We start from the raw sequence: 26077 nt of genomic DNA, 5'->3' as shown, positions 1-26077 counted from the left end.
AATTTACGAGGCCGCGCATCCCACCGGAGGCGGTCCACCAGAACCTCCTCAGCCCGCGAACGCCGTCCCGGAGTGCCTGCCCTTACAAAGCCCGGACCGCTGCCGACAGTGGGTAGAAGAGACCCCGCCGGGGTGTCCCGAGCGCAGGATGTCCGATGATCGTGGTGACCCGGCTCAACGAGAGCCAGTTCGCGGTGAACCCTGACCTCATCGAGCGTATCCACGAGAATCCGGACACCACGCTCGTGATGGTCGACGGCGCGAAGTACATCGTCACGGAGTCCCTCGTCGAGGTGATCGAACTGATCGCTGAGTACCGCGCACGCATCATTTCTCTGGCACGGTTCATGCCCGGGGACACCTCCGGTGAAACGGCTGACCGCAAAGATCAGGCACCGCAGCGCCCGCTCGGCCTCGTCCGTGATCCGCCTGCCCATGCCACCGACACGAGCGGCACCGCCGACACCAGCCAGAGCGGGAATGCCGGCGCCGACGGCGCGGGCCTGCCCGTCCAGTTCAGACCAAGGACCACGTAATGGATCCCGCAACAATCGTCGGTATTCTCGTCGCCTTCGGTGCGCTGTACGCAATGATCACCCTGGAGCACGCGAGCGTCCAGGCGCTCCTTCTCCCGGCGCCCATGGTCCTCGTCTTCGGCGCCACTATCGCCATCGGGATCGCCGGTGGCACCTTCAAGGACTTCCTGGTCGCGGTGAAGGCCGTCCCTGCCGCGATGATGGGCAAGACCACCCCACCCCAGGACACCATCGACAGCGTGGTGGTCCTCGCCGAGAAGGCCCGCAGCGAGGGGTTGCTCGCCCTCGAGGAGGAAGCCAACACGGTGGGGGACCCGTTCCTCCGAGGAGCCCTCCAAAACATCGCGGACGGGACGGACGGCGAGGAACTGCGCGAGATCCTCGAGGACGAGATCGACTCCGCCTCCCAGACACACCGCACCGCCTCCAAGTTCTTCGCGAGTCTCGGCGGCTACGCGCCGACGGTGGGCATCATCGGGACCGTCGTCTCACTGACCCACGTGCTCGAGAACCTCTCGAGCCCCGACAAGCTGGGACCCATGATCGCCGCGGCGTTCGTCGCCACGCTGTGGGGGCTGCTCTCGGCGAACTTCCTGTGGCTGCCCATCGGCACCCGGATCAAGCGGTTGGGGGAGATGGAGACGGCTCGCATGACCCTCCTGATGGAAGGGGTCCTGGCGGTGCAGGCCGGCAGTCAGCCCCGCCTCCTCGGTGAGCGACTGAAGGCCATGGTGCCCCAGCACGCCCAGGGCAAGAGCGGGAAGGATTCCGGCAAGAACGGCGGCAAGGGCGCGAAGGGCGCCGACGAGGGCCCGACCGCGCAGGGCAAGGCGGCGGCGTGAGCAGACGTCCGCACAAGAGGCGGCGCGGCGAGGAGCACGGCGAAGAGCACCCGGACGAGCGCTGGATGGCGTCCTACATGGACATGGTCACCGTGCTGATGTGCATGTTCATCGTCCTGTACGCCATGTCCAGCGTGGACCAGCAGAAGTTCGAGCAGCTGCGTGCCTCGCTCGCCACGGGCTTCGGCACGGTCGAGACCGCAACGGTGGACACGGCGGAGGGAACCGTCGTCGCCGCAGAGAACGTCAACGCCGAGGGCGAATCCTTCACCGGGGGAGCCGCACTCGCGGACGCCGACCCTGAGACGCAGAAGGACGAACCCGGAGCCGCCGACGTCGCAGCACCGACTCCGTCGCCTGCGCCGTCTGACGGCGGAGCGTCCGAGACCACTGCGCCCACTCCGTCACCCGCGCCGTCGGCCGCTGGGGACGCGGCGGAGCCGACGACGGACCGCGAGCGCGCCGAAGCTGAGGTCGAGAACCTCCGGGCCCTGCAGGAGCGGATCGACGCCGGGCTGCGCGAGCGGGACCTCGAGACGGCTGTCCGCTACGTGATCGACGAGCGTGGCCTCACCATCCGACTCGTCGGTTCCGAGACGTTCTTCCTCCCGGACAGTGCCCAGCTGACCGAGCAGACGCAGCGCGTACTCGAGAGCGTGGGACCGACCCTGGCGACCGTCCCCAACGAGGTAGGCGTCGAGGGGCACACCGCGCGCCTGCCTGATTCCGTGCCGCGGCCGCTCGACTGGGAACTGTCCACCGAGCGGGCCGTCAACGTGGTCCGGAACCTCATCGACACGGGCGGCGTCCCGGCGCCCCGGCTGGTCGCCATCGGCTACGGCGAGTCGCGGCCCCTGGCGCCGGGAACCACCGACGCGGAGCTCGAATTGAACCGCCGCGTGGACATCGTGGTGCATTCCGACGAGCCCGAGAGCGTGCGTGCGCTCATCCCGGGAATCGCCGACGGCGCCTGAACCGCTAACGACGCTCCGGCGTCGTCCGATAGTCGAAGACGTGACGGTCCAGGAACAACTCTCCTTCGGCGTGCCCTCGGCACCCGCCAGGGCGGTGGATGTCTATGACTTCCGCCGGCCCACCACGCTCGCCCGCGAGCACTCCCGCGTCCTCGAACTCGCGTTCGAGACCTTCGCGCGCCAGTGGGGCACGCAGCTCACCGCGAAGGTCCGCGTGATCTCGCAGGTGACCAGCGAACAGGTCCTCATGCAGACCTACAACGAGTACGCGGCATCGCTGCCTGCCACCACGGCGATGGTCCTGTGCACCATCCCGGATCATACGAGCAAAGCCGTGATCCAGTTCCCCGCCTCGGCCGGCCTGTTCTGGGTGGACTCGATGCTGGGCGGTCACGGCACGGTGCCTCCGGGTGAGCGGAAGTTCACGCAGATCGAGCAGGCCCTGATCCGACGGCTCATGGACGACGCCCTCGAGGGGCTCCACTACTCCCTCGGGGCGGTGTTGACCCACCAGCTGGGCATCGACTCCCTGCAGTACAACTCGCAGTTCGCGCAGGCGGCCGCCACCACCGAGCTCATGATCGTGGGCACCTTCGAGATCCGTGTCGGCGAACTGTCCTGCCCCGCGACGGTCGCCATCCCCGCGCAGCTCCTGCTGGCACAGCTCGGGGACACGAACCCCATCGCGACCGGCGAGGACGCCCGCGAGCTGATCGAGCAGCAGGTCGCGCACGTGCCCGTCGACGTCGCGGTACAGCTCGCCGCCCTGCCCGTGCTGCCCTCACGCATCCTCCACCTCGCCGTCGGGGACGTCCTGAAGCTGCCGCATCCGCAGCACCGGCCGTTCGAGCTCGCCGTCAACGGACAGCGGCTCGGAGAGGCCGCCCTGGGCCAGAACGGATCCCGTCTTGCCTGCGTAATCGTGACCACCGAGGAGACTCCCGCACCATGAACACCATCACCGCCGAGTTCGACGCCGCCGCAGCCCTCGCAGCGCGCCTGCCCCTTCCCGGGCCGCTCACGGCCCAGACCTGCATCGCCTCCGAGGTCCCGTCCGCCAGCGCCTCGACCGCCGTCGTCGTGTCCTTCGTGGGGGCGTCCTCGGCGGACCTCGCCGTCGTCCTGATCGACACGCAGCCCCTGGCCGCGGCCGCCGGCGCGTCGTCGCCTCTCGTCTCCCCGGCCGATGTGCTCGTTCCCGCGCTCGAGGCGGCAACCTCGTCCCTCGGCGACGGCGTGCTGGGCACCCCCTCCGTGCAGGACGCCCTGCCGCTGTTCCGCGATGCTGAGACCTCGGTGTTCCGCCTCGCCGGCCCCTCCGGCACCGTGGGATGGTTCGCCGTGCGCCTGCGCGGTGCCCGGCCCGGCGCCGCCCCGCGTCGCTCCGCCGCGTCCGCCGGAGCGGCCAACCTCGGCCGCATCAGCAACGTGGAGATGGCCATGACGGTCGAGATCGGCCGCACCCGCATGTCCGTCCGGGACGTCCTGGACCTCGAACCCGGCGCCGTCATCGAACTGGACCGGTCCGCCGGGGCGCCGGCCGACGTCCTCCTCAACGGCCGACTCGTCGCGCACGGGGAGGTCGTCGTCGTCGACCAGGACTACGCGGTCCGCATCACGCAGATCCTCGACGTCACCGACGGCGCTCTCTAGTGGACGTCGTGGTCCTCGCCCTGCGGGTGCTGCTGTCCCTCGGCGTGGTCCTCGCACTGCTCTTCGTGCTGCACCGCAAGGTCTCGAAGCTCAATGGCACGCGGTCCGGTGCAGGGCTCGTGTCCGTCGTCACCCGTCAGGGTCTCGGGGCGAAGGCCTCGCTCGTCGTGGTCGACGCCGAAGGCACCCGGTTCTACCTGGGCGTCACCGAGCAGTCGGTGTCGGTCCTGCACTCGGCGTCTGCCCCGCGTGCGCTGCAGTCCGTTCCGGCGGTCGACGCCGCCCTGCCGTCCCGCGCAATCCAGCCCGGACCCGGAGGGCCCGACTCCCTCGGCCAGGACTCTCCCAACCCCGGACCGAGCGGCCCCGACTCGTCCATTCCGGAACCCGACGCGGCCTTCGCCGCCTCGCTCCGCCTCGCCACAGCGGGGAACCACCCCGAGCCCGGCACACGCAGGGCGGCCCGTGACGCACGGGCGGGCGGAACCGGACGACCCACGACGCCGCTGCAGGGCTCGATCCTCGCGCCCGCCACCTGGAAGCAGACCGCAGCCTTCCTGCGCCAGGGACGGGCCGGGTGACGGCGGCGCCCCTGCCGCCGGTCCGCCCCGCGCACTCCGCCCGTACCTTCTTCCTGACGGCGCTCGCGGCCCTCGTGCTCGCCGTCGTCGTCATTCTCCTCGGCGCCGCGGCCGGCCATGCCGGCGAACTGGACCCGGGCGTGCCCGCACCCACCGCGCCGTCCGCACCCGCCGATCCGACGGCACCTGCGGCCCCGGGCAGCGACGACGGCCTGTCGGTCGAGATCAACGGCGTCAACGGTGCTCCGAGCTCCGCGGTCCTGACCCTCATCGGGATCACCCTGCTGTCGGTGGCGCCCGCCCTGCTGCTCATGATGACGTCCTTCACGAAGATCTTCGTGGTGCTCGCCATGACGCGGAACGCCCTGTCCCTGCCGTCCATCCCGCCCAACCAGGTGCTGGCCGGGCTCGCCCTGTTCCTGTCGCTGTTCATCATGGCGCCGGTCCTCACCGAGATCAACGATCTCGCCGTCCAGCCCTATCTCAACGGAACGACGACGTTCACGGAGGCCCTCACCGACGGTTCCGGACCGCTACAGACCTTCATGCTGGCGCACACCCGCGAGGAGGATCTCGCCCTCATGACGCGGGCAGCCGGGCAGCCGAACCCCGAGGACGCCGCGAGCGTCCCGCTGACCACCCTGATCCCGGCATTCATGATCTCGGAGCTGCGGGCCGCGTTCATCATCGGTTTCGTGATCTTCGTGCCGTTCCTCGTGATCGACCTCGTGGTGTCCGCGGCCCTGATGTCCATGGGCATGATGATGCTGCCGCCGGTCATGATCTCCCTGCCCTTCAAGATCCTGCTGTTCGTCCTGGTGGACGGATGGGGCCTCATCATCACGGCCCTCATCAACAGCTACCAGGGCGGTTGACGTGGATACCAGTGCCGTCCTCGACATCGGGCTCGCGGGGATCTGGGTCGCCGCGAAGCTGTCCGCGCCCGTCCTCCTGACCGCCCTCGTGGTCGGATTCGCGATCTCGCTGCTGCAGTCCATCACCCAGATCCAGGAGGTCACGCTTTCCTTCGTGCCGAAGGCCGCCGCCGTCTGCATGGCGCTGCTCGTCTGCGGCCACTGGATGATCTCCGAGATGATCTCCTTCACGCACGAGATGTTCGAGCGCATCCCCGGCCTCCTCGGAGGCGGCTGACATGGAGATCGTCCTCGACCAGTCCCGCATCGAAGCGATCATGCTCGCGGGCGTGCGGATCGTCGCGTTCCTCGTGATCGCCCCGCCCTTCTCCTACAGGGGCATCCCGGCGCGCGTGAAGGCGATGCTCGCCGTCGGGCTCGCGCTCGCGGTCTCCCCGACGGTCGAGGCCGGATACCGGACCGGCGGGACGGGCCAGTACTTCGGCGCGCTGGTCCTCGAACTCGTGGTCGGCGCCGCCCTGGGCTTCCTCGTGCTGGTCGTGTTCTCCGCCATCCAGTCCGCCGGCAGCCTCATCGACCTCTTCGGCGGCTTCTCGCTGGCCCAGGGGTTCGACCCGCAGTCCATGGTCAACGGCGCCCAGTTCACGCGCCTGTTCCAGCTGACCGCCCTGACGCTGCTCTTCACCTCGGACGGCTACCAGCTGATCATCGGCGGACTCGTCCGCACCTTCGACGCCCTGCCGCTCGGCGGTGGGCTGGACCTCGCGGAGCCTGCCGAAGCGCTGACCGGAGCCGTCACCGGACTGTTCCTCGCGGCCGTGCAGATCGCCGGGCCGCTCATCGTCGTCCTTTTCCTGGCCGACGTCGGGCTCGGGCTCCTCACACGCGTGGCCCCCGCGCTGAACGCGTTCGCGCTCGGCTTCCCGCTGAAGATCTTCATCACGCTCAGCCTCGGCGGCGTCGTGTTCATCGCCCTCCCGCGCGTGGTCTCGATCCTCGCGGACAACGCCGCCCAGCTCCTGATGGGGGTGGGCTGAGAATGGCCGAGGACTCCGGGGAGAAGACCGAGCAAGCCACCGACAAGCGGATGAAGGACGTCCGCTCGAAGGGCCAGCTGTCCAAGTCCGAGGACTTCACGGCCTGGATCGGCGTCGGGGCGGCCGCCCTGATGCTGCCCTCCCTCATCTCCCGTTCCGCCGATGCCGCCACCGAGCAGCTCGTCCGCGTGACCGACACCATCGCCGGCCCCGACCCCGCGGCCGCCCTGGACGCCCTGGCCGACGGCGGTTCCTCGCTCGCCGGGATCCTCGGCCCCTTCCTCGGGGTGCTGCTGGTAACCGTCCTCGGGACCGCGGCCCTGCAGGGCGGGATCCACGTCAAGAAGTTCTCCGGCAAGTTCGAGCAGTTCAACCTGGTCAACGGCCTCAAGCGGATCCTCGGCGGGCAGGCCCTCTGGCAGGGCGTGAAGGCGCTCCTGAAGACCGGCGTGGTCGGCCTCGTGCTCGTCGTCGTCGTGCAGAACCTGACGCCGGTGCTCATGGCGGCCGGCGGGCTCTCGGTGTCGGCGCTCCTGAACACCGCGGGGGAGGGGACGGGGGCGCTCCTGCAGGCCGCCGTCGTCGCCGGTCTCGCCCTCGCGGCGATGGACGTCCTCGTGGTGCAGCGCCGCAACCGCAAGAAGACCCGCATGACCAAGAAGGAGGTCAAGGACGAGAACAAGAACTCCGACGGCGACCCCCTCATCAAGTCCCAGCGGCGTTCGCGCCAGCTCGCGATGAGCCGGAACCGCATGATCGCCGCCGTGGGCGGGGCCGACGTCGTCCTCGTCAACCCGACGCACGTCGCCGTCGCCCTGACGTACGAACCCGGACGCTCCGCACCGCGTGTCGTCGCGAAGGGCGCGGGGGTCATCGCGGCGAGGATCCGCGAGGAGGCCGAGAAGAAGAACGTCCCGATGGTCTCCGACATCCCGCTCGCCCGCGCCCTGCATGCGGCATGCGACCTCGGCCAGGAGATCCCGTTCGAGAATTACGACCAGGTGGCCCGCATCCTGGCATTCGTCATGTCCCTGAAGACCCGGGGGGCCGCCCGCGGCGTCCACTCCCTGCCCGTCCGATCCGCAACTGCCGGAGGCTCCTAGACCATGCGCTCATCCGCCCCCAAATTCCTGGTGCCCGTCGGCGTCGTCGGGATCATCCTGCTCCTCGTGGTGCCCGTGCCGTCGGTGCTGCTGGACCTGCTGATCATCGTGAACATCCTGCTCGCGCTCGTGATCCTGCTCAACACCATGTTCGTCCGCAAGCCGCTGGACTTCTCGGTGTTCCCGTCCCTGCTGCTCGTGGCCACGCTGTTCCGCCTGGGCCTCAATGTCGCCTCGACGCGCCTCGTCCTCGGCGAGGGTTACGCCGGTGAGGTCATCGCCGCGTTCGGGCACGTCGCCGTCGGCGGGTCGATCATCATCGGCGCCGTGGTCTTCCTCATCCTCGTGGTCATCCAGTTCGTGGTGGTCACCAAGGGTGCCGAGCGCGTGGCCGAGGTGGGCGCCCGCTTCACCCTCGACGCGATGCCGGGCAAGCAGATGGCCATCGACGCCGACCTCAACGCCGGGCTGATCACTGACACGCAGGCCCGGGAACGGCGTGCCGAGGTCTCGGCGGAGGCCGACTTCTACGGGGCCATGGACGGTGCGTCGAAGTTCGTGAAGGGCGATGCGATCGCCGGCATCATCATCATCATCATCAACCTCGTGGGCGGCATCGCCATCGGGATGCTGCAGGACGGCCTGCCGATCTCCGAGGCACTCACCACGTACGGCCTGCTCACCATCGGCGACGGCCTCGTCACCCAGATCCCGGCGCTGCTCATGGCAGTATCCACCGGCATGATCGTCACGCGGTCCAACGCCGAGGCGGACATGGGCTCCACCGCGGCCCAGCAGCTCGGCCAGTCTCAGAACGCACTGCGCATCGCGGGTGCCGCGGCGGTCGTCATGGCGCTGATCCCCGGCATGCCGAAGCTGCCGTTCATCGTGGTGGGTGCGGGCCTGATCGTCATCGCACAGCGCATCAGGAAGTCCGAGGCCGATGCCATGACGGCCGCCAGCGCACTCGAGGCCGAAGCCGCCCGCCCCTCGGCCGACAACACCGACGACCTGCTGGAGCAGATGCGCGTCCATTCCCTCGAGGTGCTGCTCGCACCCGACCTCGTGGACGTCGTCACCGGCGCGCCGGACGATCTCCTCGGCCGGGTCCGCGCCCTGCGCCGCAAGATCGCCATGGAACTCGGCGTCGTGGTGCCTCCCGTGCGCACGCGGGACAGCGTCGAGCTGCCGCCCGCCACGTACGTCATCAAGATCGCCGGCGTCGAGGCGGGGCGGGGCGAGGCTCCGCGCGGCAAGGTCCTGGCCCTCGGCGACCACCTCACGCACCTGCCGGGCACCGCCGTCGTGGAACCCGTGTTCGGGCTCGCCGGGAAGTGGGTCCCGGCCGAGCTCCGGCACAATGCCGAGCTGGCCGGGGCGACCGTGATCGACCGCGTGTCCGTGCTCGTGACGCACCTGTCCTCGGTCATCACGGCGAACGCCGCGCGCCTGTTGTCCCGGGAGGACGTCCGGGTGCTGACCGACGGCGTCCGCCAGGTGAACCCGTCGGCCGTCGAGGAGCTCGTCCCCGGGCTGCTGTCCCTCGCCGAGGTCCAGCGCGTCCTGCAGGGGCTGTTGTCCGAGCAGGTGCCGATCAACGACCTCGCCCGCATCTACGAGGCGCTGACGCTCAAGGCCAAGGCGTCGTCCGAGCCCGAGGGCCTCGTCGAGGCGGCGCGGCTCGCCCTCGGACCCGCGGTGACCCAGCAGTACCTCGACGGCACGCTGCTGCGGGTCATCATGATCGACCCGCTGCTCGAGCAGTCGATGCTCGAGGGGCTCCGGCCCTCCGACCAGGGCACGCAGATCATGCTCGATCCGGCGCGGACCGACGCCGTGCTCACCTCCGTCCGCTCGACGGTCGCCGACGTCGAGGCCGGCGGGAACTCCGCCGTGCTCGTCTGTGCGCCCGCGCTGCGGCCGGCCCTCAGGCGGCTCGTCGGACCGCAGGCAGCGAACCTGCCCGTGTTGTCCTACCAGGAGGTCACGAGCGCCAATGTCGCGATCGAGACAGTAGGGGTGGTCCGTGCAACCGCAGTTATTTCATCTTGAGGGTCCCTCCCTCGAGGAGCTGAAGGCGAAGGCCGCGGCGCTGTACGGGCCGCGTGCCCTCATCGTGTCCGCGGAACTCGTGACGGTGGGCGGTATCCGTGGCGTCCTCTCCCGCAAGCACTACGAGATCGTGGTCGAGGTGCCCGAGCCCGACGGCGCATCCCCCGCGGGATCGGGCGTCCCCGACGGGGGACGCTCGTGGGAGGGCACTCCGGAACGGGCGCGTGGTGGGCCTGATGCTCCCGGCGGTGGCCGGCCTCGCGGGCGTCGCAGTGCGGCTGCCGGGCCCGCGGGCCTCGATGCGCTCCTCCAGCAGGCCGAACTCGATGAGGTCCGCATTGCAGCAGGGCACGACGACCGCACAGGGACCCCGGTGTCCCCTGACACGCCTCCGGCCGTTGTCTCCACGGATTCGGGGCTCTTCGCGGCCCTCATGGACGAACTGACGTTCGCAACGGACCCTGCGGCAGCGCCGGCGCCCTCGCCTTCGGTGGCGCCCTCGCCTTCGGTGGCGCCCTCGCCGGCTGCTGATGCGTCGGGGGCCGTGACGGCCAGGCCCCGACGGGCGTTCGCCGTCGGGCGGGACGCTGTGGCCTCGTCCGGAATGCCCGATGTCCCCATGGCCGACACCAGGACCCGGCGGTCGATGGCTCTCGGACGGGATGCAGAAGCATCGCCCGTGCCGGGTGCGCCGGGTGCGCCGGGAATCGGCGTCAAAACCCGGCGGTCCATCGCTGCCGGACGGGATGGCGAGGCGTTGCCCGCGCCTCGCGTGCCGGAGTACCCCGCGGCTGACGCGGGGACCGCGACGGCGCCCGGGCCCCCCTCCGGATCCGATGCCACGTTCCTCCACGAGGGTGCGGGCGCCCCGACCGATCTGCCCGAGGTTCGGGGCGCGATCCTCCGGATACCCGATCCCGTGGCGTCGGCGCCCTCGGTGCTGCGGGCACCCGGCGATCTCGTCGTCGTCGTCGGCGTCCCCGCCGTCGGCTGGTCGGTCGCGTCCTCGATGGCCACCGTCCTGGGGCGGGGAGCACCCACGGCGGTCGCGGTCTCGGGCCCGCCGAACCGGGCCCACCCGGAGGCCCGCTCGATCGACGACGGGCTGGAGGCGAACGCAGCCCGGGCCGCCGGTGTGGACGGCGGCCATGCCGTCTTCGTCGCGCTGCCCTCCGAGGACCCCCTGATCGACATTCGTGCGCTGCTCGCGCTGCGGCCCGACCAGGTGTGGCTCGCCGTCGATGCCGGGCGCAAGGAAGCGGACACCGCGGCGTGGGTCGGGGCACTGTGCCGCAGCATGGAGCGTGCCGGGCTCGCTCTCGCCGGGCTCGCCGTCATCGGGTCGACGACGACGGCGACGCCGGAGACCGTGCAGGCACTCGGCCTCCCCGTCGGATGGTTGGAGGGACGGCCCGCAGCCGCGACTGCTTCTGCTTCATCCCCTGCGTCGGTCGTACCGCGCAGGACGAGCGGCGGTCGACGTCGTGCCGAGCCGACCGGGATAGAGTGACACGATGCTTGTACTCACGCGAAAGGTCGGCGAGCAGATCCTGATCGGCGACGACATCGTCATCACGGTGCTCGATTCCCGGGGTGATGGTGTGCGCATCGGTATCGATGCTCCCCGGGGTGTCAAGATCCAGCGCGAGGAGGTTCTCCGTGCGGTCACCGAGGCGAACCTGGCGGCTGCGGCGGCCGGTGCCGACGGCGCCGATGCACTGAAGGCCCTGCTGCAGTCCGGGGCGACGGTCTCCGCGGACGACGCGGGAGCCGGCAAGCCGGACACCTGACAGTCGCACCGACGGGGGAGGGCTCGCTGCAGGTCCACCGGCCTATTCGCTCGGGTCGGAGTCACCACGCCGTATCTGTTCCGTGCACCCGGGCCCCCGGCGCCCTGTTCTTCGGGCAGAGTGCCCAGGGCACAGAAAAGCCCCGGTGGCGAACCAACCGGGGCGATCGTGGAGCCTCCTGCCAGAGTCGAACTGGCGACCTTCTCATTACGAGTGAGACGCTCTACCGACTGAGCTAAGGAGGCAATGCTTCCTGGCCCCGGTTGTCGCCCGGGCCGATCCACAAGTGACAACTTTATAGGAGGGGTCGGCCCGCGGTCAAAAGAGGGCCCGTGTCCGGAAGTTCGCCGACCGTTCACTCGCTGTCGGCCTCCCCGACGGAGACATGTCAGCGGCCCCGGGGAGGATGGTCGCCAGCCGCGTCCCGCATCGTCGCGGGTGGCCGCCAGGGGGATGTCGCATGACGCAGGACCGATCATTCACGCTCGCTGTCCTCGACATGGCCGGCACCACGGTCGACGAGGGCGGCCTGCTGGACGAAGCCCTGGCGCGGGCTCTCGCTGCGCACGGGATCCAGGAGGGTACCGGCGCTTTCGACGCGATGGCGGCATACGTCCGCCAGGAGATGGGGACGTCGAAGGAGCTCGTCTTCCGCAGGCTGTTTCCCGACGGCGACGCCGCCGCGCGGGTCAACCGGACCTTCGAGGCAGCCTATGACGACCTCCTGGCGCGATTCGGGGTTCGGCCGGTCGCCGGCGCGGAGGAGGCGATCCTCGGGTTGCGCGAAGCCGGCCTGAAGATCTGCCTTGCAACCGGGTTCGGTCGGCACACCCAGAACATGATTCTGGAATCCCTCGGTTGGATGGGGCTCGCCGATCTCAGCCTCTGCCCCTCGGACGCCGGGCGCGGCCGGCCCTATCCCGACATCATCCTCACCGCGGTCCTCGCGCTCGACATCGAGGACGTGCGTTCCGTGCTGGTCGCGGGGGACACGACGTCGGACATCACAGCGGGCCGACGTGCCGGGGCGGGCGCCGTCGTCGGGGTCCTGACCGGCGCCCATCCGGAACCCGCGTTGCGCCTGGCCGGGGCCGACGTCGTCCTGCCCTCCGTGTGCCATCTGCCCGGATGGCTCGCATCAGCGCCGGTCGTGGTGCGGCTGGGACGTGCTCCCACGGTTGCGTCCGCGCGTGATGTTCCCGTGGACGACCTTCCGTCGGCCGACTCACCGCCGACGGGCATACTCGACGACGGCGGCGTTGCCCAGCGGACCTGAGGAGTCCCTCAGCAGCGGGCGCCGTCCTCCGGGATCGTCCCGTCGATGAAGAAGTCGTCGACCGTGTCCCGGATGCAGTCGTTCGAGCGCCCGTAGGCTGTGTGTCCTTCGCCCTCCCATGTCACGTGGACCCCCGATGCGAGCTGATCGGCCAGCGCCGTGGACCACTCGTACGGGGTCGCCGGGTCGCCGGTGGTGCCGATGACGACGATCGGATCTGCGCCGGCGGCCCGGACGGGAGCGGGGTCGAGGGTCGGCGGGTACTTCCACGCCGCGCAGGTCACGCCGCCGAACGCGAGGAATTGGCCGAACGTTGGGGAGGCCGCGACGAGTTCCTGCTCGTCGGCGCGCATCTGGTCGGGGTCGCTCCTCATCGGGTAGTCCAGGCAGTTGACGGCGAGGAAGGCGGCTGTCGAGTTGCCGGCATAGGTGCCGTCCGGTCCGCGTTCGGCAGAGAGGTCGGCGAGGTAGAGCATGCTGGACGCGTCTCCCTCGAGGGCGTCCGAGACGGCCTGGGTGAGTGTGGGCCAGTTGCCGTTGTCGTACAGCGGCAGGATGAAGCCCTGGACGAAGGTGGAGACAGGGACGACGCGGCCGTCGTCGGCCGTCATCGGCTCGCGCCCGACGGCGGCGAACAGGTCCTGGACCTGCCGGACGCCGTCGTCGACCGTGCCCGTGTAAGGGCACTCCGTGCCCTGCTGGCAGTCGGCGACATACGCACGCAGCGCCTTCTCGAAGCCACCGGCCTGACCGAGGGTGATGTCCTCGTTGCTCAGCGACGGATCGATCGCGCCGTCGAGGACGAGACGCCCGGCCCGCTCGGGGAACAGTTCAGCGTAGGTCGCTCCGAGCTGCGTCCCGTAGGAGAAGCCCAGGAGGTTCAACTTCTCGTCGCTCACCAGCGCGCGCAGGATGTCCATGTCCCGGGCCGCGGAGTCGGTGTCCACGAAGCCCAGCAGTTCGCCCGTGCGTTCGGCGCACACGTCGGCGAATTCCTTGGCGTCCACCGTCATGAGGTCGAGGAGTTCATCCGGGGACGCCTCGGCAGGGTAGCTCTCCTGCCGCGCCTCGTCCTGTTCGGCGTCGGTGTAGCACTCCACGGCACTGGACCGGTTGACGCCCCGGGGATCGAAGCCGACGACGTCGTAGTCCTCCCGCAGGCGGTCGCTCGTGACGTAGTCGAGGGAGTCCCGGACGATGTTGAAGCCCGAGCCGCCCGGCCCGCCCGGGTTCACGAGGATCGTCCCCCGGGCCTCGCCCGAGGCGTCAGCGCGGATCGCGGCGATCTCGATGATGTCACGTCCCGGGTCGCTGTAGTCCAGTGGCACCTCGATCGTCGCGCAGGAGAACGATTCCTCACAGCTCTCCCACCGCACGTCCTGTGTGTAGAAGGTCCGTAGGTTCTCGTCCACGGTGCCGATCGCCGCTGGATCGGCGGTCTCGACCTCGCTCGCAGGCGCGTCGGACCGGGTATCGGGTCCGAGCAGCATGCACCCGGACAGCCCGAACACGACGGCGGTGATCGCGGCGAGGAGCGCGGCGGCGCGGCCGCGGGGACGGCGGGGGGCACCGTCGAGGGGGCGGCGCGGTCCGCTGGTCATCGGTCCAGGTCCTTCCTCGACAGGAGGCTCACCATCATGGCCTCGATCGCGAGCAGCGGGGACACATTGGTGCTGACGAGCCGGGAACGCACCTCGTTGATGGACTCGAGGCGGAGGAGGGTGTCCTCGGGGTGCTCCCGGTGGGCGAAGTCCTCGAGTTCGGGTCGCAGCGGCTCGTTGACGAGCATCTGTCCGCTGGAGACCTGGAGCATCAACACGTCCCGGTAGAAGGAGATGAGATCCGTCAGGGCGCGGTCGAAGTAATCGTTCTTCGAGCGTTTGGCCCGTCGCGTCTGGTCGTCCTCGAGCCTCTTGATCTGTGCGCGCATCGACGGCGGCAGGACGCCCGTCTCGGGGGCGCCCAGCGTGGCGAGCAGGGCCGTCCTCTCCTCGGCGTCGCGCTGCTCGAACGAACTCTGGGCTTCGGCTTCGGCAAGCTTCACCAGGTCTGCCGCGGCACGCATCGCACCGGCCACCGAGCGCAGCGTGAGCGGGAGCCGGACGATCTGGTTGCGTCGCTCGCGGGCGCCGTCGTCCGTGGCGAGCCTCTTCGCGATGCCGATGTGGCTCTGTGCGGCGCGGGCGGCAGCCTCCGCCGTCACCGCATCGATCCCGTCGCGGGCAACGAGCAGGTCGGCGACGTCCTGCACGGGTGGCAGCCGGAGGCCGACGGACCGGCACCTGGAACGGATGGTGACCAGCACGTCGCCGGGGCTCGGAGCGCACAGCAACCAGATGGTCCGCGGCGGTGGTTCCTCGATCGCCTTGAGCAGCACGTTGGTGCTGCGCTCCTGCATGCGGTCGGCGTCCTCGACGATGATGATGCGCCAGCGTCCGGTGGACGGCTTGTCCTGTGCCTTGCGGACGAGCTCGCGTGCCTCGTCGATGCTGATCGTCACCTTCTCGGTGGTGACGTTGGTGAGATCGGCGTGTGCCCCGGAGAGGACGGTCCGGCACGCCTTGCACGTGCCGCAGCCCCGCTCACTGAGGGCTTCGCGCTCGCAGAGCAGGGCGGCGGCGAAGGCGCGTGCGGCGTTGGACCTGCCGGAACCCGGGGGGCCGGTGAAGAGCCAGGCATGCGTGGGCGTGCCGGACTGCGCTGCGCGACGCAACTGTTCCACCACCTGTTCCTGCCCGCGCAGATCGGCCCACACTCCGGAGGACGGGAGGCTGTGCGTCACGGTGCTCACGCCGACACCACCGGGAGGGCATCGAGGATGGAGTGGTGGAGATCCTCGGGCGTCCCCGACGCGGCCAGCACGAGGTACCGTGCGGGGTCCGCACGGGCGAGATCCAGGAACGCGGCCCGGATACTGGCATGGAAGACGTCCGGTTCCGACTCGAGGCGATCCTCGGCGGCTGCGCCGGTGGTGCGGCGGTTCCGGCCCTCGGCGGGGTCGACGTCGAGCAGGACGGTGAGGTCCGGGCGGAGCCCGTCGGTGGCCCAGAGGTTCACGTCGAGGACCGCCTGTGCGCCCAGCCCGCGCCCGGCACCCTGGTAGGCGACCGAGGAGTCGATGAAGCGGTCGCAGACGACGACGTCGCCACGCTCCAGTGCGGGCACGATCACCTGGTGGACGTGGGCCGACCGGGAGGCGGCGAACATGAGGGCTTCGGTGCGTGCGTCGATCTCGCCGTGACCATGCTCGAGGACGAGGGACCGCAGTTTCTCGCCGATGGGTGTACCGCCCGGCTCGCGTGTGCGGACCACGGTGTGGCCGGCGGACTCGAGGGCCTCGCAGAGCAGCGCGGCCTGCGTGGACTTGCCTGCGCCGTCGCCGCCTTCGAGCGCGATGAAGAGCCCGGGAAGCCCGTGCGGAAGGGGAAAGGTCACGCGCCCAGCCTACCGAGTGCCCGTGACATCGGAGCCACAGGGTTCGCGTTGTGTGCTGTGTGAGCTGTCCTCATTCGAGGGACAAGAGTTGTCCACATACGGACCTCCCCCCAATTCTTCGAATGCGTGTACTAATACGCTTGCCTCATGGCGACCGCAGTAGCAGAGGAACAATCGACGACGGCGCAGGCCCTGAGCCTGGTCCGGTCCCACCTCGTGTACATCGCCGGGCAGTTCGAGGCCGACGCCGGTCTGGCCTCCACAGCAGATCTCGCCGAGGCCCTGGGAGTCATCGAGCACCTTGCCCGGGAGGTCGAGTACCTGCAGGTCGTGGGTGCTGCTGCGGCGGACCAGCAGGAGATCGCACGGGTCGGGGAGACCCGGCAGGGCCTCGGCTGGAGCGGTCCTCTCGCTGTTCCGAGTGACAGCCACGAGTTCAGGGACACCGCGGAGTATCTTCGTGCCCGTCTGGGAATCACGCGGCACGAGGCGCAACGGCGGATCCGTCTGGGGAAGTCGGCGCTTCCCCGGCGAACTGTTACAGGTGAGCTTTGTCCGGCCCTTCTCGAATCCGTGGGGGACGCATTCAAGGCCGGTGCGATCAGTTCGTATGCCGCAACCCGGATCAGCGACGCGGTGGACCGCGTCCGGCCCTGTGCCTCGACGGAACAGGTGCAGGCCATGGAGGAGAATCTGGTTGCGCAGGCCACGGAGTCCGATGCGGATCTGGTGAACGTGGTCATCCGACGCTGGGAAGCAGCTCTCGATCCTGACGGGGCCGACCCCACGGAGGCGTTGCTGAAGGCGCAGCAGGGCGTATTCATACGGGGCAGGCGACGCGGCCTGCACCGGCTCGAGATCGCGGCGGATGACGAACAGTTCGAGTACCTCCTCACGGTCATGAACACGGCTACCAACCCACGAACAAGGCGAGACGTCGGTTCCGCGGGCGTGACCTCCGGAGGCGGGGCCACAGGTGTCAGCGCCGGTAGCACAGGAGGCAGCAGTGACCCCGGCGAACGCCTGCCCTGGGAAGTGGCGCAGGGTGGCGCGCCAACGGGTGGCTTCGAGGCGGATACCTCCTTGCCTGACACCTCGATGACTGGCGACGCCCTGTCACCCGACGTCCTGCCACCCGACGCCGGGTCCCGCGGCTCTGTGTCCGGCTGGGAGCGCCGGACCCGAGCACAACGCCATCTCGACGGGGTGGTCGGCGCCTGTCAGGTCGCGCTCGCCACGGATACGCTGCCGGCCACCGGTGGCCATCGACCGCAGGTGATGGTCACCATCGACTACCGGACGCTCCTTGAGGATCTGCGCAATGGGGGAGTGCTCCGGAGGCGAATCCGCGGGTTGTACGGGCAAGCATCCGAATCGGGACGCAACGGCTACTTCCCGGGTGACGGCCACATCGACCAGGACCAACACGCTGAGCAGGACCATCACACTGAGCAGGACGGCCACTTCTGGCGGAACGAGTCTTCGGCGCAGGACAAGCATCCCGGATGGGACGGTCTTTCCAGGCGGCGCAGCCACTTCGAGCCGGACACCCGTCCGATGAACGACACCGGCTCCGACGCCCTCATCGACCCGTCCGACGGTTCAGATCCGCATCCCGCAGGTGGGTACAGCATTTTCGGCGGTCCTGTCAGTGTGCGGACCGTACGCAAGATCGCATGCGATGCAGACATCATCCCGGTCGTCCTGGGAGGGCGCGGGGAAGTTCTCGACGTCGGTCGGGCCCGAAGGCTCTTCGGTGTTGCACAGCGGCGCGCATTGGTAGCCCGGGACAGAGGGTGCGCGTTCCCCGATTGCACTGTCCCCGCCGTCTGGTCGGAAGCACACCACATCACGCCGTGGTTGGCGGGTGGAAGAACCGACGTCTCGAATGGATGTCTCCTGTGTTCCTTCCACCACCGGCTCGTCGAGCGGGGCAACTGGATCATCCAGGTGAAACACGGCGTCCCCTGGTTCACTCCACCGCCGTACATCGACCCCGATCGCACTCCGCGGAGGAACAAGCACCGGGAACTCGTACCCGGCGGGACGTCATGATTACGGACGTCATGAGTACGGATCGCCAGGCAGTCGCCATCGGGAGGGAACTGCACTGCATCGATCACTGTGAACCGCCACTTTCCAGACACACGCCGTTCCGACTTACGCTGACCCCATGACGACATCTCGCGAGGATCTGCTGCACGCCGGGCTCGCCCGGGACACCCTGACCGTCGCGGCAGGCCGACCTCCCCGTGAGCATGACGCCCCGGTCAATGCGCCGATCGTGCTCTCGACGACCTACCACGAGACACGCGCCCCCGAACAGGGTGACCGCATCTACGCCCGTGGCTCCAATCCGACCTGGGATCCGTTCGAGGAGGCGCTCGGCGCACTCGAGGCCGCGGATCTCCCTGCCCTCGTCTTCGGGTCCGGCCTCGGTGCGGCCGCGGCCGCACTGTCCCTCGTCCCGACCGGGGGAGCGGTGGTGATGCCCCGGCACGCCTATGCCGGGTCGATCAGTCTCGCAACCGATCTCGCAGCGCAGGGCCGGTTCGAACTGCGTACCGTCGACATCGCGGACACCGCGAGTGTCCTCACTGAGCTTGACGCGCTCGCCGTACGGTTCGATGCCGGTCAGGTGATGCTGTGGCTGGAGAGTCCCACCAACCCGATGCTCGAGGTGGCCGAACTCGCCGTCCTGACCGACGCCGCCCACGCCGCCGGCGCGGTCGTCGTCGCCGACAACACCTTCAACACGCCCATCGTGCACCGACCCCTCGAGTCCGGTGTCGACGTCGTGCTGCACTCGGTCACGAAGTGGCTGGCCGGGCACTCCGATGTCGTCCTCGGTGCGCTGGTCACGTCCGATCCGGTGCTCCGTGAGCGGCTGCTGGCTCACCGCACCCTGCACGGCGCCATCGCGGGACCCTTCGAGGTCTGGCTCGCGCTGCGCGGACTGCGTACGCTCGCCCTCCGCATGGAGCGGAGCCAGGCCACGGCGGCCGTCCTCGCACACCGCCTCGTCGACCATCCCGTCGTCCGGCACGTGCGGTATCCCGGCCTTCCCTCCGATCCGGGTCATGGACGTGCGGCCGGCCAATTCGACGGCTTCGGAGGGATCGTCAGTATCGAGCTCGACGACGTCGTGACGGCGGATGCCCTCGTCGCAGCCGTACGTCTCTGGCTTCCGGCAACCTCGCTGGGCGGTGTCGAGTCGCTCATCGAACGACGTCGGCGCCAGCCCGCCGAGCCGAAGACCGTCCCCGAAGCGCTCGTCCGCCTGTCCGTAGGTATCGAGAACCCTGACGACCTGTGGACGGACCTCGACCGGGCCCTCCAGCAGGCCTCCGATCGGCATCGTGCTGACCGGGCGGGAACGCCGCCGGTTGGGATCACGGACACCCCAGCGGGTGCGACGGCGAGCCTCATGGTGGATGCACCGGCGGATGCGAAGACGGACGCGACGATGGACTGACCCGCGGTCAGGACGAGGAGGGAGTCAGCGGATGCATCGACGGACGGAACTGCGGGTGCGACGACGGGCTGACCCGTGGTGAAGGCGACGACCGTGCTGGTGAACTCGTCAGCAGGGCGCGAGGACGGGATCAACGGCCGAGGCGTCAGCTGGCATGACGCTGGCTTCCGTAAAGGCGACCCGCGAGTCGGCAGCCCTGATTGCGCCGTCATCAGCACCTCGTCCGAGGCAAGCGAGCTAAGCTGATTCTGTGACTCTTGTACTTGCCATTCAGGCCTACCTGTACCTCGCCCTCGGCATCGTGGCCCTCGGTATCGAGGTATGGGCTTTCTCGGACTGCATACGGCGGCCCGGCTCGGCCTTCGAAGCCGCCTTCAAGAGGACCAAGGGGTTCTGGCTTGCGCTCACGGGTGGTGCCGTCGTCGTCGGTCTGTTGTCCGTGCTCGGAGGCAGGGGCGGCTTCAACCTCTTCCAGCTGGTTGCCATCATCGCAGCGTGTGTCTATCTCGCCGACGTCAAACCGGCCGTCAGCCAGACGTCGGGTCGCGGTGGCAATCAGGGTCCGTACGGTCCCTGGTAGGAACGCTCAGCCTGGAGCGACCGCACTCCAGGCCACGGTGACCTCACCGAGACGCCAGCGTGCTGGCCCGTCCCGTAGCGGCCAGCCTGCAGCCCGCATCGCTGTGCACATCGCCACCCACCGCTGCTGATTCCCGAAGGACGCGAGGGACGCGGCGTCGAGCCACGCCCGGTCCAGCGCTTTCAGGTAGGTGTGCACCCGCTCGCCCTCGACGTTCCGGTGGATCAGCGCTTTCGGCAGCCTCTCCGCGACGTCGGACGGTAGCGTGAATGCGCCGAAACGCAGCGAGATGCTCAAGGACTCCGGTCCCCCCGGTCCGATGGCCGCCCAGGTCGAGCGACGCCCGATCTCGTCGCAGGTCCCGTCGATGAGCAGGCCTTCGGGTGCCAAGCGTCCGCGGACCTCGTCCCAGTGGGCTTCGTACTCGTCCTCGCCGTACTGCCGCAGCACATTGAACGCTCGGACGACGACGGGCCGTCGGCCGGCAAGCGGCAACTCGAACCCGCCCTGACGAAAACTGAGGCCAGGGCGGGCCAGGGGTTCGGCACCCGCAACACGAGCAGGGTCGATCTCTATACCGACCACCTCGACGTCGTCGCGCACCGACCGCAGGCGGGTGAACAGTTCGACGGCAGTCACGGGGGCGGCGCCGTAGCCGAGGTCGACCACGAGCGGATCGGCAGCCCGGCGCAGGCGGACGCCATGGGAGCCTGCAAGCCACCGATCGACGCGGCGGAGGCGGTTGGGGTTGGTGGTGCCACGGGTGATGGTCCCCAAAGGCTTGGGGGGACGGAGACGCGAAGGCACCAGTCAACACTAGGGCACTCCGGACGGGCCGCCGCGCCGGGTGACCAGACCCGGGGGTGCGTTCCACCGGGTCTGCACTGATGCCCCGGCATTACGCCGACACCAGCTGCTCACCCCAGCAGCACGCCGCCTGCTTTACGCCGGCTGGCCGCCGCCTGCCCCGGCCGCTGACGCCGACGCCGACGCGGCCTACCTCGGCATGCCGCCGTTTACGCCGGCACGACGACGCCCGGCACGTCTACCCCGGTACGCCGCCGTTTACGCCGGCATGACGAGGCCCGGCACGCCGCCGCTTAAGCCGGCATGACGGCGCCCGGCTCTGCGCCGTACCCGCGTGCCCCGCACCTGCCGCCGTGACCGCGTGTCCGGCTCTGCGCCGCACCCGCGTGCCCGGCTCTGCGCCGCACCCGCGTGCCCGGCTCTGCGCCGCACCCGCGTGCCCGGCTCTGCGCCGCATCCGCGTGCCCGGCACGACGACGCCCGGCACGCCGCCGCTTACGCCGGCATGACGGCGCCCGGCCGCCGATGCCGACACCGCTGCGGCCTACCTCGGCACGCCGACGCCCGGCAGGTGCGCCGCACCCGCGTGCCCCGCACCCGCGTGCCCCGCTCCTGCCGCCGTGACATGACGAAGCAGCATGACCGCCGCAACACGATGCGGCAGACTAGGACTCATGACCTACACACTGATTTTGCTGCGCCATGGCCAAAGCGAATGGAACGAGAAGAACCTCTTCACCGGCTGGGTGGACGTCGCCCTCACGGAGAAGGGACGCGAGGAAGCAACCCGCGGTGGACACCTCCTGACCGAGGCCGGCATCCTTCCCGACATCGTGTACACGTCCCGGCAGAAGCGTGCCATCATCACCGCCAACCTAGCCCTCGAAGCGGCCGACCGCAGCTGGATCGACGTCAAGCGGAACTGGCGCCTCAACGAACGCCACTACGGAGCGCTGCAGGGCAAGGACAAGGCCCAGACCCTCGCGGAGTACGGCGAGGAGCAGTTCATGGAATGGCGCAGGTCCTACGACACCCCGCCGCCCCCTCTCGACGACTCCAGCGAGTACTCGCAGGTCGCCGATCCCCGCTACGCCGATCTCGGCGACGCCGTACCCCGCACCGAGTGCCTGAAGGACGTCCTCGAGCGCTTCCTGCCGTACTGGGAATCGGACATCACGGTGGACATCAAGGCGGGCAAGACCGTGCTCATCGCCGCCCACGGCAATTCGCTCCGGGCCCTCGTCAAGCACCTCGACGGCATCAGCGACAAGGACATCGCTTCGCTGAACATCCCCACGGGCATCCCCCTCGTGTACGAGCTGGACGAGAACCTCAAGCCCGTCAAGGCGGGCGGCACCTACCTCGACGCCGACGCCGCAGCCGCCGCGATCGAAGCCGTCGCGAACCAGGGCAAGCACTGACACCAGGCACCCGCACCAACAGAACGACGGCGGCCCCCGCAGGGACCGCCGTCGTTCTGTCGATAGTGCGGAGAAGTGCTCCGCGGACGAGTCAGTTCAGTGGTGCGACGGGCTGCCATTCCCCCGTGACGAGGTAGGCGACCTTCCGGGCCACCGAGACTCCGTGATCCGCGAAACGCTCGTAATAGCGGCTGGCAAGAGTGACATCCACCGTCGTCGGCGCACTCTCGGTCCAGTCGTCGGCTGCGACAGCCTTGAAGACACTGGCGTGGAGCTCGTTGACACGCGCGTTGGCGGCCCCGATCTCGTTGATCAGCTCGAGCTTGCGCGTCTCGAGGAGTTCCTTGACCTTCATCGCGATCTGCACGTCGAGTTCGGCGAGTTCGTCGAACGTCGCACGGATACCCTCGGGGATCACATTCGCGGGGAACCGCAGACGCGCGAGCTGGGCCACATGACGTGCGAGGTCACCCATGCGCTCGAGCGACGCGCTCATGCGCAGCGCTCCTACGATCATCCGGAGATCGGACGCCACCGGACCCTGGAGGGCGAGGATGTCGATGGCCCGCTCGTCGAGGGAGTTCTGCAGGAAGTCGATACGCGCATCGGCGGCGATCACCTCCTGCGCGAGCTCGGTGTCGGCGCCCTGGAAGGCACTGTTGGCCTTCTGAATGGCCTCCGTCACCAGCTGGGAGATCTCGATGAGCTCCTCGCCGATCTGGTGAAGCTCGGCCTGAAAAACCTTACGCACGTGGGCGTCCTTCCCTGGAAATGTCGAAGCGAACCGTTCCCACAGTTCTGCCGACGAGCATTCCAGCCAGCGGTGAACTGTTTCTCCGCTTTGTGTGAACGTTAGTTGAACCCCCTGCCTAATGCCACCGGATGGGGTGGGAGGCGAAATGCCAGAGCATAAGCTTGGTCCGTGGACCCCCTTCTCCTGACGCTCGTGGCCGGGCTGGTCGGCCTGGCCCTCGGCGTGACCGGCATGGCGGCGTTCCGTGCAAGCGAGGTACAACGGCTCCGGCTCCTCTACGAGGACGAGCCTTCCCTGCCCGACGGCGCCGCCGAGGTCCTCTCCATCATCGGCAGGGCCTACGTGATCGTGGATGCGATCGACGGGGTCGTGCGGGCCAGCCCTGCTGCCTACGCCTTCGGCCTCGTCCGCGGCCACACGGTGGTCCACTCCGAGCTCCTGGACCTCACCGCTCGCGTCCGGCGCGACGGCGTGATCGAGCAGCAGCAGCTCGAACTCGCTCGAGGCCCGCTCGGCCAGGGGACGATCGTGGTCCAGGTCCGCGTCGCAGCCCTCGGCGCCGAGTACATCCTGATCCTCGCCGACGACCGCACCGAGATCACCCGTACCGAGGAGATCCGCAACGACTTCGTCGCGAACGTGTCCCACGAGCTGAAGACGCCCGTCGGCGCGATCTCCCTGCTCGCCGAGGCCATCGACGATGCCGCCGAGGACGAAGTGGCCGTCCGTCGCTTCGCCCAGCGCATGCACAAGGAATCCGGCCGGCTGTCCGCACTCGTGCAGGACATCATCGAGCTCTCCCGCCTCCAGGGGGCCGACGTCGTCCGCCGCGGCAAGCCGGTGGACATCAACTCCGTCGTTGCCGAAGCCGTGGACCGCAACAAGCTTCCGGCCGAGAGCAAGCAGATCGACATCGTCGTCGGTGGATCGGTCTCCGTGCCGGTGCACGGCGACCGGGACCTGCTCATGACCGCGTTCCGGAACCTCATCGACAACGCCATCCGCTATTCGCCCGAGGGCACGCGGGTGGGTGTCGGTCTCCGGTCCCGCGACGGCCTCGTCCAGGTGTCGGTCACTGACCAGGGTGTGGGCATCACCCCCGAGGAACAGGAACGCATCTTCGAGCGCTTCTACCGCATCGACGCCGCCCGATCCCGCCAGACCGGCGGCACCGGCCTCGGCCTGAGCATCGTCAAGCACGTGGTGTCCAACCACGGCGGCGAAGTCACCGTTTGGTCGCAGCCCGGACAGGGCAGCACATTCACCGTCCGGTTGCCGGAGATGGAAGTGGCAGTGGACGACGACGCCGCAGCGAACAGTTCCGCCTCGGGCGACGGCACCGCACCGTCCGCCGAGCGTAAACCAGGAAGAAAGGGCAGCAGCGCTGCCCACGAGCAGGGAGTCAAGGCTTGAGCCGCATTCTGATCGTCGAGGACGAGGAGTCGTTCAGCGACCCGCTGTCCTACCTCCTCGGCAAGGAAGGGTACGAGGTGTCCGTGGTCGACAACGGCCTCGATGCCATCACCGAGTTCGACCGCTCGGGAGCCGATCTGGTCCTCCTCGACCTCCAGCTGCCGGGGCTACCCGGTACCGAGGTCTGCCGGCAGCTCCGCCAGCGCTCCAGCGTCCCGGTCATCATGCTGACCGCGAAGGACGCCGAGATCGACAAGGTGGTGGGACTGGAGCTCGGGGCCGACGACTACGTGACCAAGCCCTATTCATCCCGCGAGCTCGTGGCTCGGGTCCGCGCGGTGCTACGGCGCCAGGCCGAACCCGAGGAACTCATCTCGAACACCGTCCAGGCCGGACCGGTCCGCATGGACATCGAACGCCATGTCGTGAGTGTCGACGGCAACCAGGTGGCCCTCCCGTTGAAGGAATTCGAGCTGCTCGAGATGCTGCTCCGTAATTCGGGCCGGGTCCTGACCCGCGGACAACTGATCGATCGGGTCTGGGGCTCCGACTACGTGGGGGACACCAAGACGTTGGACGTCCATGTGAAGCGACTGCGCGGCAAGGTGGAACCCGACCCCTCGAATCCCCGCTACCTCATTACCGTGCGGGGTCTCGGCTACAAGTTCGAACCCTGAGCAGCAGGTCCCGAGCCGGGCGGTCCGTGCCCCGCCTCTGAGACCGTGGGTAGCTCCCGGAACCGTGACGCCGGCCGACGGGGACCTGCCGACACGACACTGCCCGCACCCGATCGATCGGGTGCGGGCAGTGTGGGTGCTGAGAGCTACTCGCCCTCGGCCGCTTCTTCGTTCACCTCGGGTTCGACCGGCCGCGGCGTGAAACCGCCGGGCACGAATTCCCGGTACTCCTCGAGTGTTCCGTCCAGCACCGGCACCTCGAAGGTCGCATCCTCGCCGTCGACCCCGAAGTCGACGTCGACCAGCGAACCGGGAGGGGTCGTCATCAGTCCCCCGACGGTGGTGTCGTCCCCGGCCTCCTCCTCGAACCTGAACTCGCCGTCGCCCTCGACGGTGATGATCGTTTCAGCCCCACCCGCCCGAATGGACAGGTCCACGGGCTGGTCGGTCGTGTTGAACACGGTGCCCACGAGGCGGCCTTCGCTCTCGCCCTGGTTGCCCACGATCAGGACGTTCCGCAGCAATACCGGCCCGAGGTCCTTCACGATGCCGTCCGAGGGGGCGTACTCCGTCGTCGTCGACTGCTCCGAGGTGAAGCTGCAGCCGGAGACGCCCAGCATCACCAGCACGGCGCCGGCAGCAACGGACTGCCGCACTCGGTTCTTCGGTGCAAAATTCACAGCACAAACTCCTGGGGTTGAACAGGTGGGACAGGGACGGAATCCGGAGCGGACCTACAGGACAGACTATCGGCAACGCCGCCCGATCGTGGTCTCGGTTTCGATCGCCCATCCGA

Annotated in this window: 26 protein-coding genes and 1 tRNA gene; 20 read left to right on the top strand and 7 right to left on the bottom strand. The window is 69.1% G+C overall.

Features of this window, described 5'->3' with window-relative positions; genetic code table 11:
• Positions 1–155 precede the first annotated feature (155 nt).
• The 13 genes from C4K88_RS14175 to csrA are packed head-to-tail and all read left to right on the top strand — an operon-like array spanning position 156 to position 11443.
• Positions 156–536 carry a flagellar FlbD family protein gene (locus tag C4K88_RS14175; protein ID WP_104122296.1) on the top strand — a complete coding sequence of 127 codons (381 nt, stop codon included), beginning with the start codon at positions 156–158 and terminating at the stop codon, positions 534–536.
• Complete coding sequence (locus C4K88_RS14170) at positions 536–1378, top strand: motility protein A (protein ID WP_104122295.1); 843 nt, start codon at positions 536–538, stop codon at positions 1376–1378. The genes C4K88_RS14175 and C4K88_RS14170 overlap by 1 nt, the downstream gene beginning before the upstream one ends.
• Positions 1375–2352, top strand: a complete 978-nt coding sequence (locus tag C4K88_RS14165; protein ID WP_104122294.1) for an OmpA/MotB family protein — start codon at positions 1375–1377, stop codon at positions 2350–2352. Before C4K88_RS14170 ends, C4K88_RS14165 begins: the two co-directional genes overlap by 4 nt.
• A 40-nt stretch (positions 2353–2392) precedes the next feature.
• On the top strand, positions 2393–3304 hold the full coding sequence (locus C4K88_RS14160) for a flagellar motor switch protein FliM (RefSeq protein WP_241521978.1): 912 nt from the start codon (positions 2393–2395) through the stop codon (positions 3302–3304).
• Complete coding sequence (gene fliN / locus C4K88_RS14155) at positions 3301–4005, top strand: flagellar motor switch protein FliN (RefSeq protein ID WP_104122293.1); 705 nt, start codon at positions 3301–3303, stop codon at positions 4003–4005. The genes C4K88_RS14160 and fliN overlap by 4 nt, the downstream gene beginning before the upstream one ends.
• Complete coding sequence (locus C4K88_RS14150; RefSeq protein WP_104122292.1) at positions 4005–4586, top strand: FliO/MopB family protein; 582 nt, start codon at positions 4005–4007, stop codon at positions 4584–4586. Before fliN ends, C4K88_RS14150 begins: the two co-directional genes overlap by 1 nt.
• A 53-nt stretch (positions 4587–4639) precedes the next feature.
• Positions 4640–5461: a flagellar type III secretion system pore protein FliP gene (fliP, locus tag C4K88_RS14145; protein WP_104122526.1), complete on the top strand. Its 822-nt coding sequence runs from the start codon at positions 4640–4642 to the stop codon at positions 5459–5461.
• Position 5462: 1 nt separating this feature from the next.
• Positions 5463–5738: a flagellar biosynthesis protein FliQ gene (gene fliQ, locus C4K88_RS14140; RefSeq protein ID WP_104122291.1), complete on the top strand. Its 276-nt coding sequence runs from the start codon at positions 5463–5465 to the stop codon at positions 5736–5738.
• Between the two features lies 1 nt (position 5739).
• A complete protein-coding gene (locus C4K88_RS14135) occupies positions 5740–6498 on the top strand; it encodes a flagellar biosynthetic protein FliR (RefSeq protein ID WP_104122290.1) in 759 nt (252 codons plus the stop codon).
• Between the two features lie 2 nt (positions 6499–6500).
• Positions 6501–7601 (top strand): EscU/YscU/HrcU family type III secretion system export apparatus switch protein, encoded by a 1101-nt coding sequence (locus C4K88_RS14130; RefSeq protein WP_104122289.1) that lies wholly within the window; start codon positions 6501–6503, stop codon positions 7599–7601.
• 3 nt (positions 7602–7604) lie between these two features.
• Positions 7605–9653, top strand: coding sequence for a flagellar biosynthesis protein FlhA (locus C4K88_RS14125; protein ID WP_104122288.1), 2049 nt, complete (start codon positions 7605–7607; stop codon positions 9651–9653).
• The gene (locus C4K88_RS17165) at positions 9628–11163 is read left to right on the top strand and encodes a hypothetical protein (protein ID WP_146065701.1); all 1536 of its coding nucleotides are present in this window, start codon (positions 9628–9630) and stop codon (positions 11161–11163) included. The genes C4K88_RS14125 and C4K88_RS17165 overlap by 26 nt, the downstream gene beginning before the upstream one ends.
• Before the next feature lie 4 nt (positions 11164–11167).
• Positions 11168–11443 carry a carbon storage regulator CsrA gene (csrA, locus tag C4K88_RS14110; RefSeq protein WP_104122285.1) on the top strand — a complete coding sequence of 92 codons (276 nt, stop codon included), beginning with the start codon at positions 11168–11170 and terminating at the stop codon, positions 11441–11443.
• A 169-nt stretch (positions 11444–11612) separates the two neighbouring features.
• On the opposite strand, the gene C4K88_RS14105 is transcribed toward csrA, so the two are convergent.
• A tRNA-Thr gene (locus tag C4K88_RS14105) sits at positions 11613–11688 on the bottom strand.
• Between the two features lie 215 nt (positions 11689–11903).
• Here C4K88_RS14105 and C4K88_RS14100 point away from each other — a divergent pair.
• The gene (locus C4K88_RS14100) at positions 11904–12719 is read left to right on the top strand and encodes an HAD-IA family hydrolase (RefSeq protein WP_104122284.1); all 816 of its coding nucleotides are present in this window, start codon (positions 11904–11906) and stop codon (positions 12717–12719) included.
• An 8-nt stretch (positions 12720–12727) separates the two neighbouring features.
• Here the strand turns inward: C4K88_RS14100 and C4K88_RS14095 are convergent, their stop codons facing one another.
• Genes C4K88_RS14095 through tmk form a run of 3 tightly spaced genes read right to left on the bottom strand, consistent with a single transcriptional unit; the run spans position 12728 to position 16154 of the window.
• On the bottom strand, positions 12728–14320 hold the full coding sequence (locus C4K88_RS14095; protein ID WP_104122283.1) for an alpha/beta hydrolase: 1593 nt from the start codon (positions 14318–14320) through the stop codon (positions 12728–12730).
• The gene (locus C4K88_RS14090) at positions 14317–15510 is read right to left on the bottom strand and encodes a DNA polymerase III subunit delta' (RefSeq protein ID WP_241521976.1); all 1194 of its coding nucleotides are present in this window, start codon (positions 15508–15510) and stop codon (positions 14317–14319) included. The genes C4K88_RS14095 and C4K88_RS14090 overlap by 4 nt, the downstream gene beginning before the upstream one ends.
• The gene (gene tmk, locus C4K88_RS14085) at positions 15507–16154 is read right to left on the bottom strand and encodes a dTMP kinase (RefSeq protein WP_104122282.1); all 648 of its coding nucleotides are present in this window, start codon (positions 16152–16154) and stop codon (positions 15507–15509) included. Before tmk ends, C4K88_RS14090 begins: the two co-directional genes overlap by 4 nt.
• A gap of 147 nt (positions 16155–16301) precedes the next feature.
• Here tmk and C4K88_RS17805 point away from each other — a divergent pair, with 147 nt between their 5' ends.
• The 3 genes from C4K88_RS17805 (at position 16302) to C4K88_RS14070 (ending at position 20209) form a co-directional block, all read left to right on the top strand.
• Positions 16302–18209, top strand: a complete 1908-nt coding sequence (locus C4K88_RS17805; RefSeq protein WP_146065700.1) for an HNH endonuclease signature motif containing protein — start codon at positions 16302–16304, stop codon at positions 18207–18209.
• Positions 18210–18327: 118 nt separating this feature from the next.
• Positions 18328–19629, top strand: a complete 1302-nt coding sequence (locus C4K88_RS14075; RefSeq protein ID WP_104122281.1) for a trans-sulfuration enzyme family protein — start codon at positions 18328–18330, stop codon at positions 19627–19629.
• 250 nt (positions 19630–19879) lie between these two features.
• The gene (locus C4K88_RS14070) at positions 19880–20209 is read left to right on the top strand and encodes a DUF2516 family protein (protein WP_104122280.1); all 330 of its coding nucleotides are present in this window, start codon (positions 19880–19882) and stop codon (positions 20207–20209) included.
• A 6-nt stretch (positions 20210–20215) separates the two neighbouring features.
• On the opposite strand, the gene C4K88_RS14065 is transcribed toward C4K88_RS14070, so the two are convergent.
• Complete coding sequence (locus C4K88_RS14065; RefSeq protein ID WP_241521974.1) at positions 20216–21016, bottom strand: class I SAM-dependent methyltransferase; 801 nt, start codon at positions 21014–21016, stop codon at positions 20216–20218.
• Positions 21017–21690: 674 nt separating this feature from the next.
• Here C4K88_RS14065 and C4K88_RS14060 point away from each other — a divergent pair.
• Entirely contained in the window at positions 21691–22437 is a 747-nt protein-coding gene (locus C4K88_RS14060) for a phosphoglyceromutase (RefSeq protein ID WP_104122278.1), read from the top strand.
• A gap of 91 nt (positions 22438–22528) precedes the next feature.
• Here the strand turns inward: C4K88_RS14060 and phoU are convergent, their stop codons facing one another.
• Complete coding sequence (gene phoU, locus C4K88_RS14055; protein ID WP_104122277.1) at positions 22529–23188, bottom strand: phosphate signaling complex protein PhoU; 660 nt, start codon at positions 23186–23188, stop codon at positions 22529–22531.
• Between the two features lie 171 nt (positions 23189–23359).
• Here phoU and C4K88_RS14050 point away from each other — a divergent pair, with 171 nt between their 5' ends.
• The gene (locus tag C4K88_RS14050; RefSeq protein WP_104122276.1) at positions 23360–24604 is read left to right on the top strand and encodes a sensor histidine kinase; all 1245 of its coding nucleotides are present in this window, start codon (positions 23360–23362) and stop codon (positions 24602–24604) included.
• Entirely contained in the window at positions 24601–25281 is a 681-nt protein-coding gene (locus tag C4K88_RS14045; protein ID WP_104122275.1) for a response regulator, read from the top strand. Before C4K88_RS14050 ends, C4K88_RS14045 begins: the two co-directional genes overlap by 4 nt.
• Positions 25282–25427: 146 nt before the next feature.
• Here the strand turns inward: C4K88_RS14045 and C4K88_RS14040 are convergent, their stop codons facing one another.
• Complete coding sequence (locus C4K88_RS14040) at positions 25428–25961, bottom strand: hypothetical protein (RefSeq protein WP_146065699.1); 534 nt, start codon at positions 25959–25961, stop codon at positions 25428–25430.
• Between the last annotated feature and the right edge of the window lie 116 nt (positions 25962–26077).

Source organism: Arthrobacter pityocampae (assembly GCF_002927275.1).
Taxonomy (GTDB): Bacteria; Actinomycetota; Actinomycetes; order Actinomycetales; family Micrococcaceae; genus Arthrobacter_D; species Arthrobacter_D pityocampae.
The sequence above is the reverse complement of the archived record's forward strand: the minus strand, read 5'-3'. Positions and strand labels throughout refer to the sequence as shown.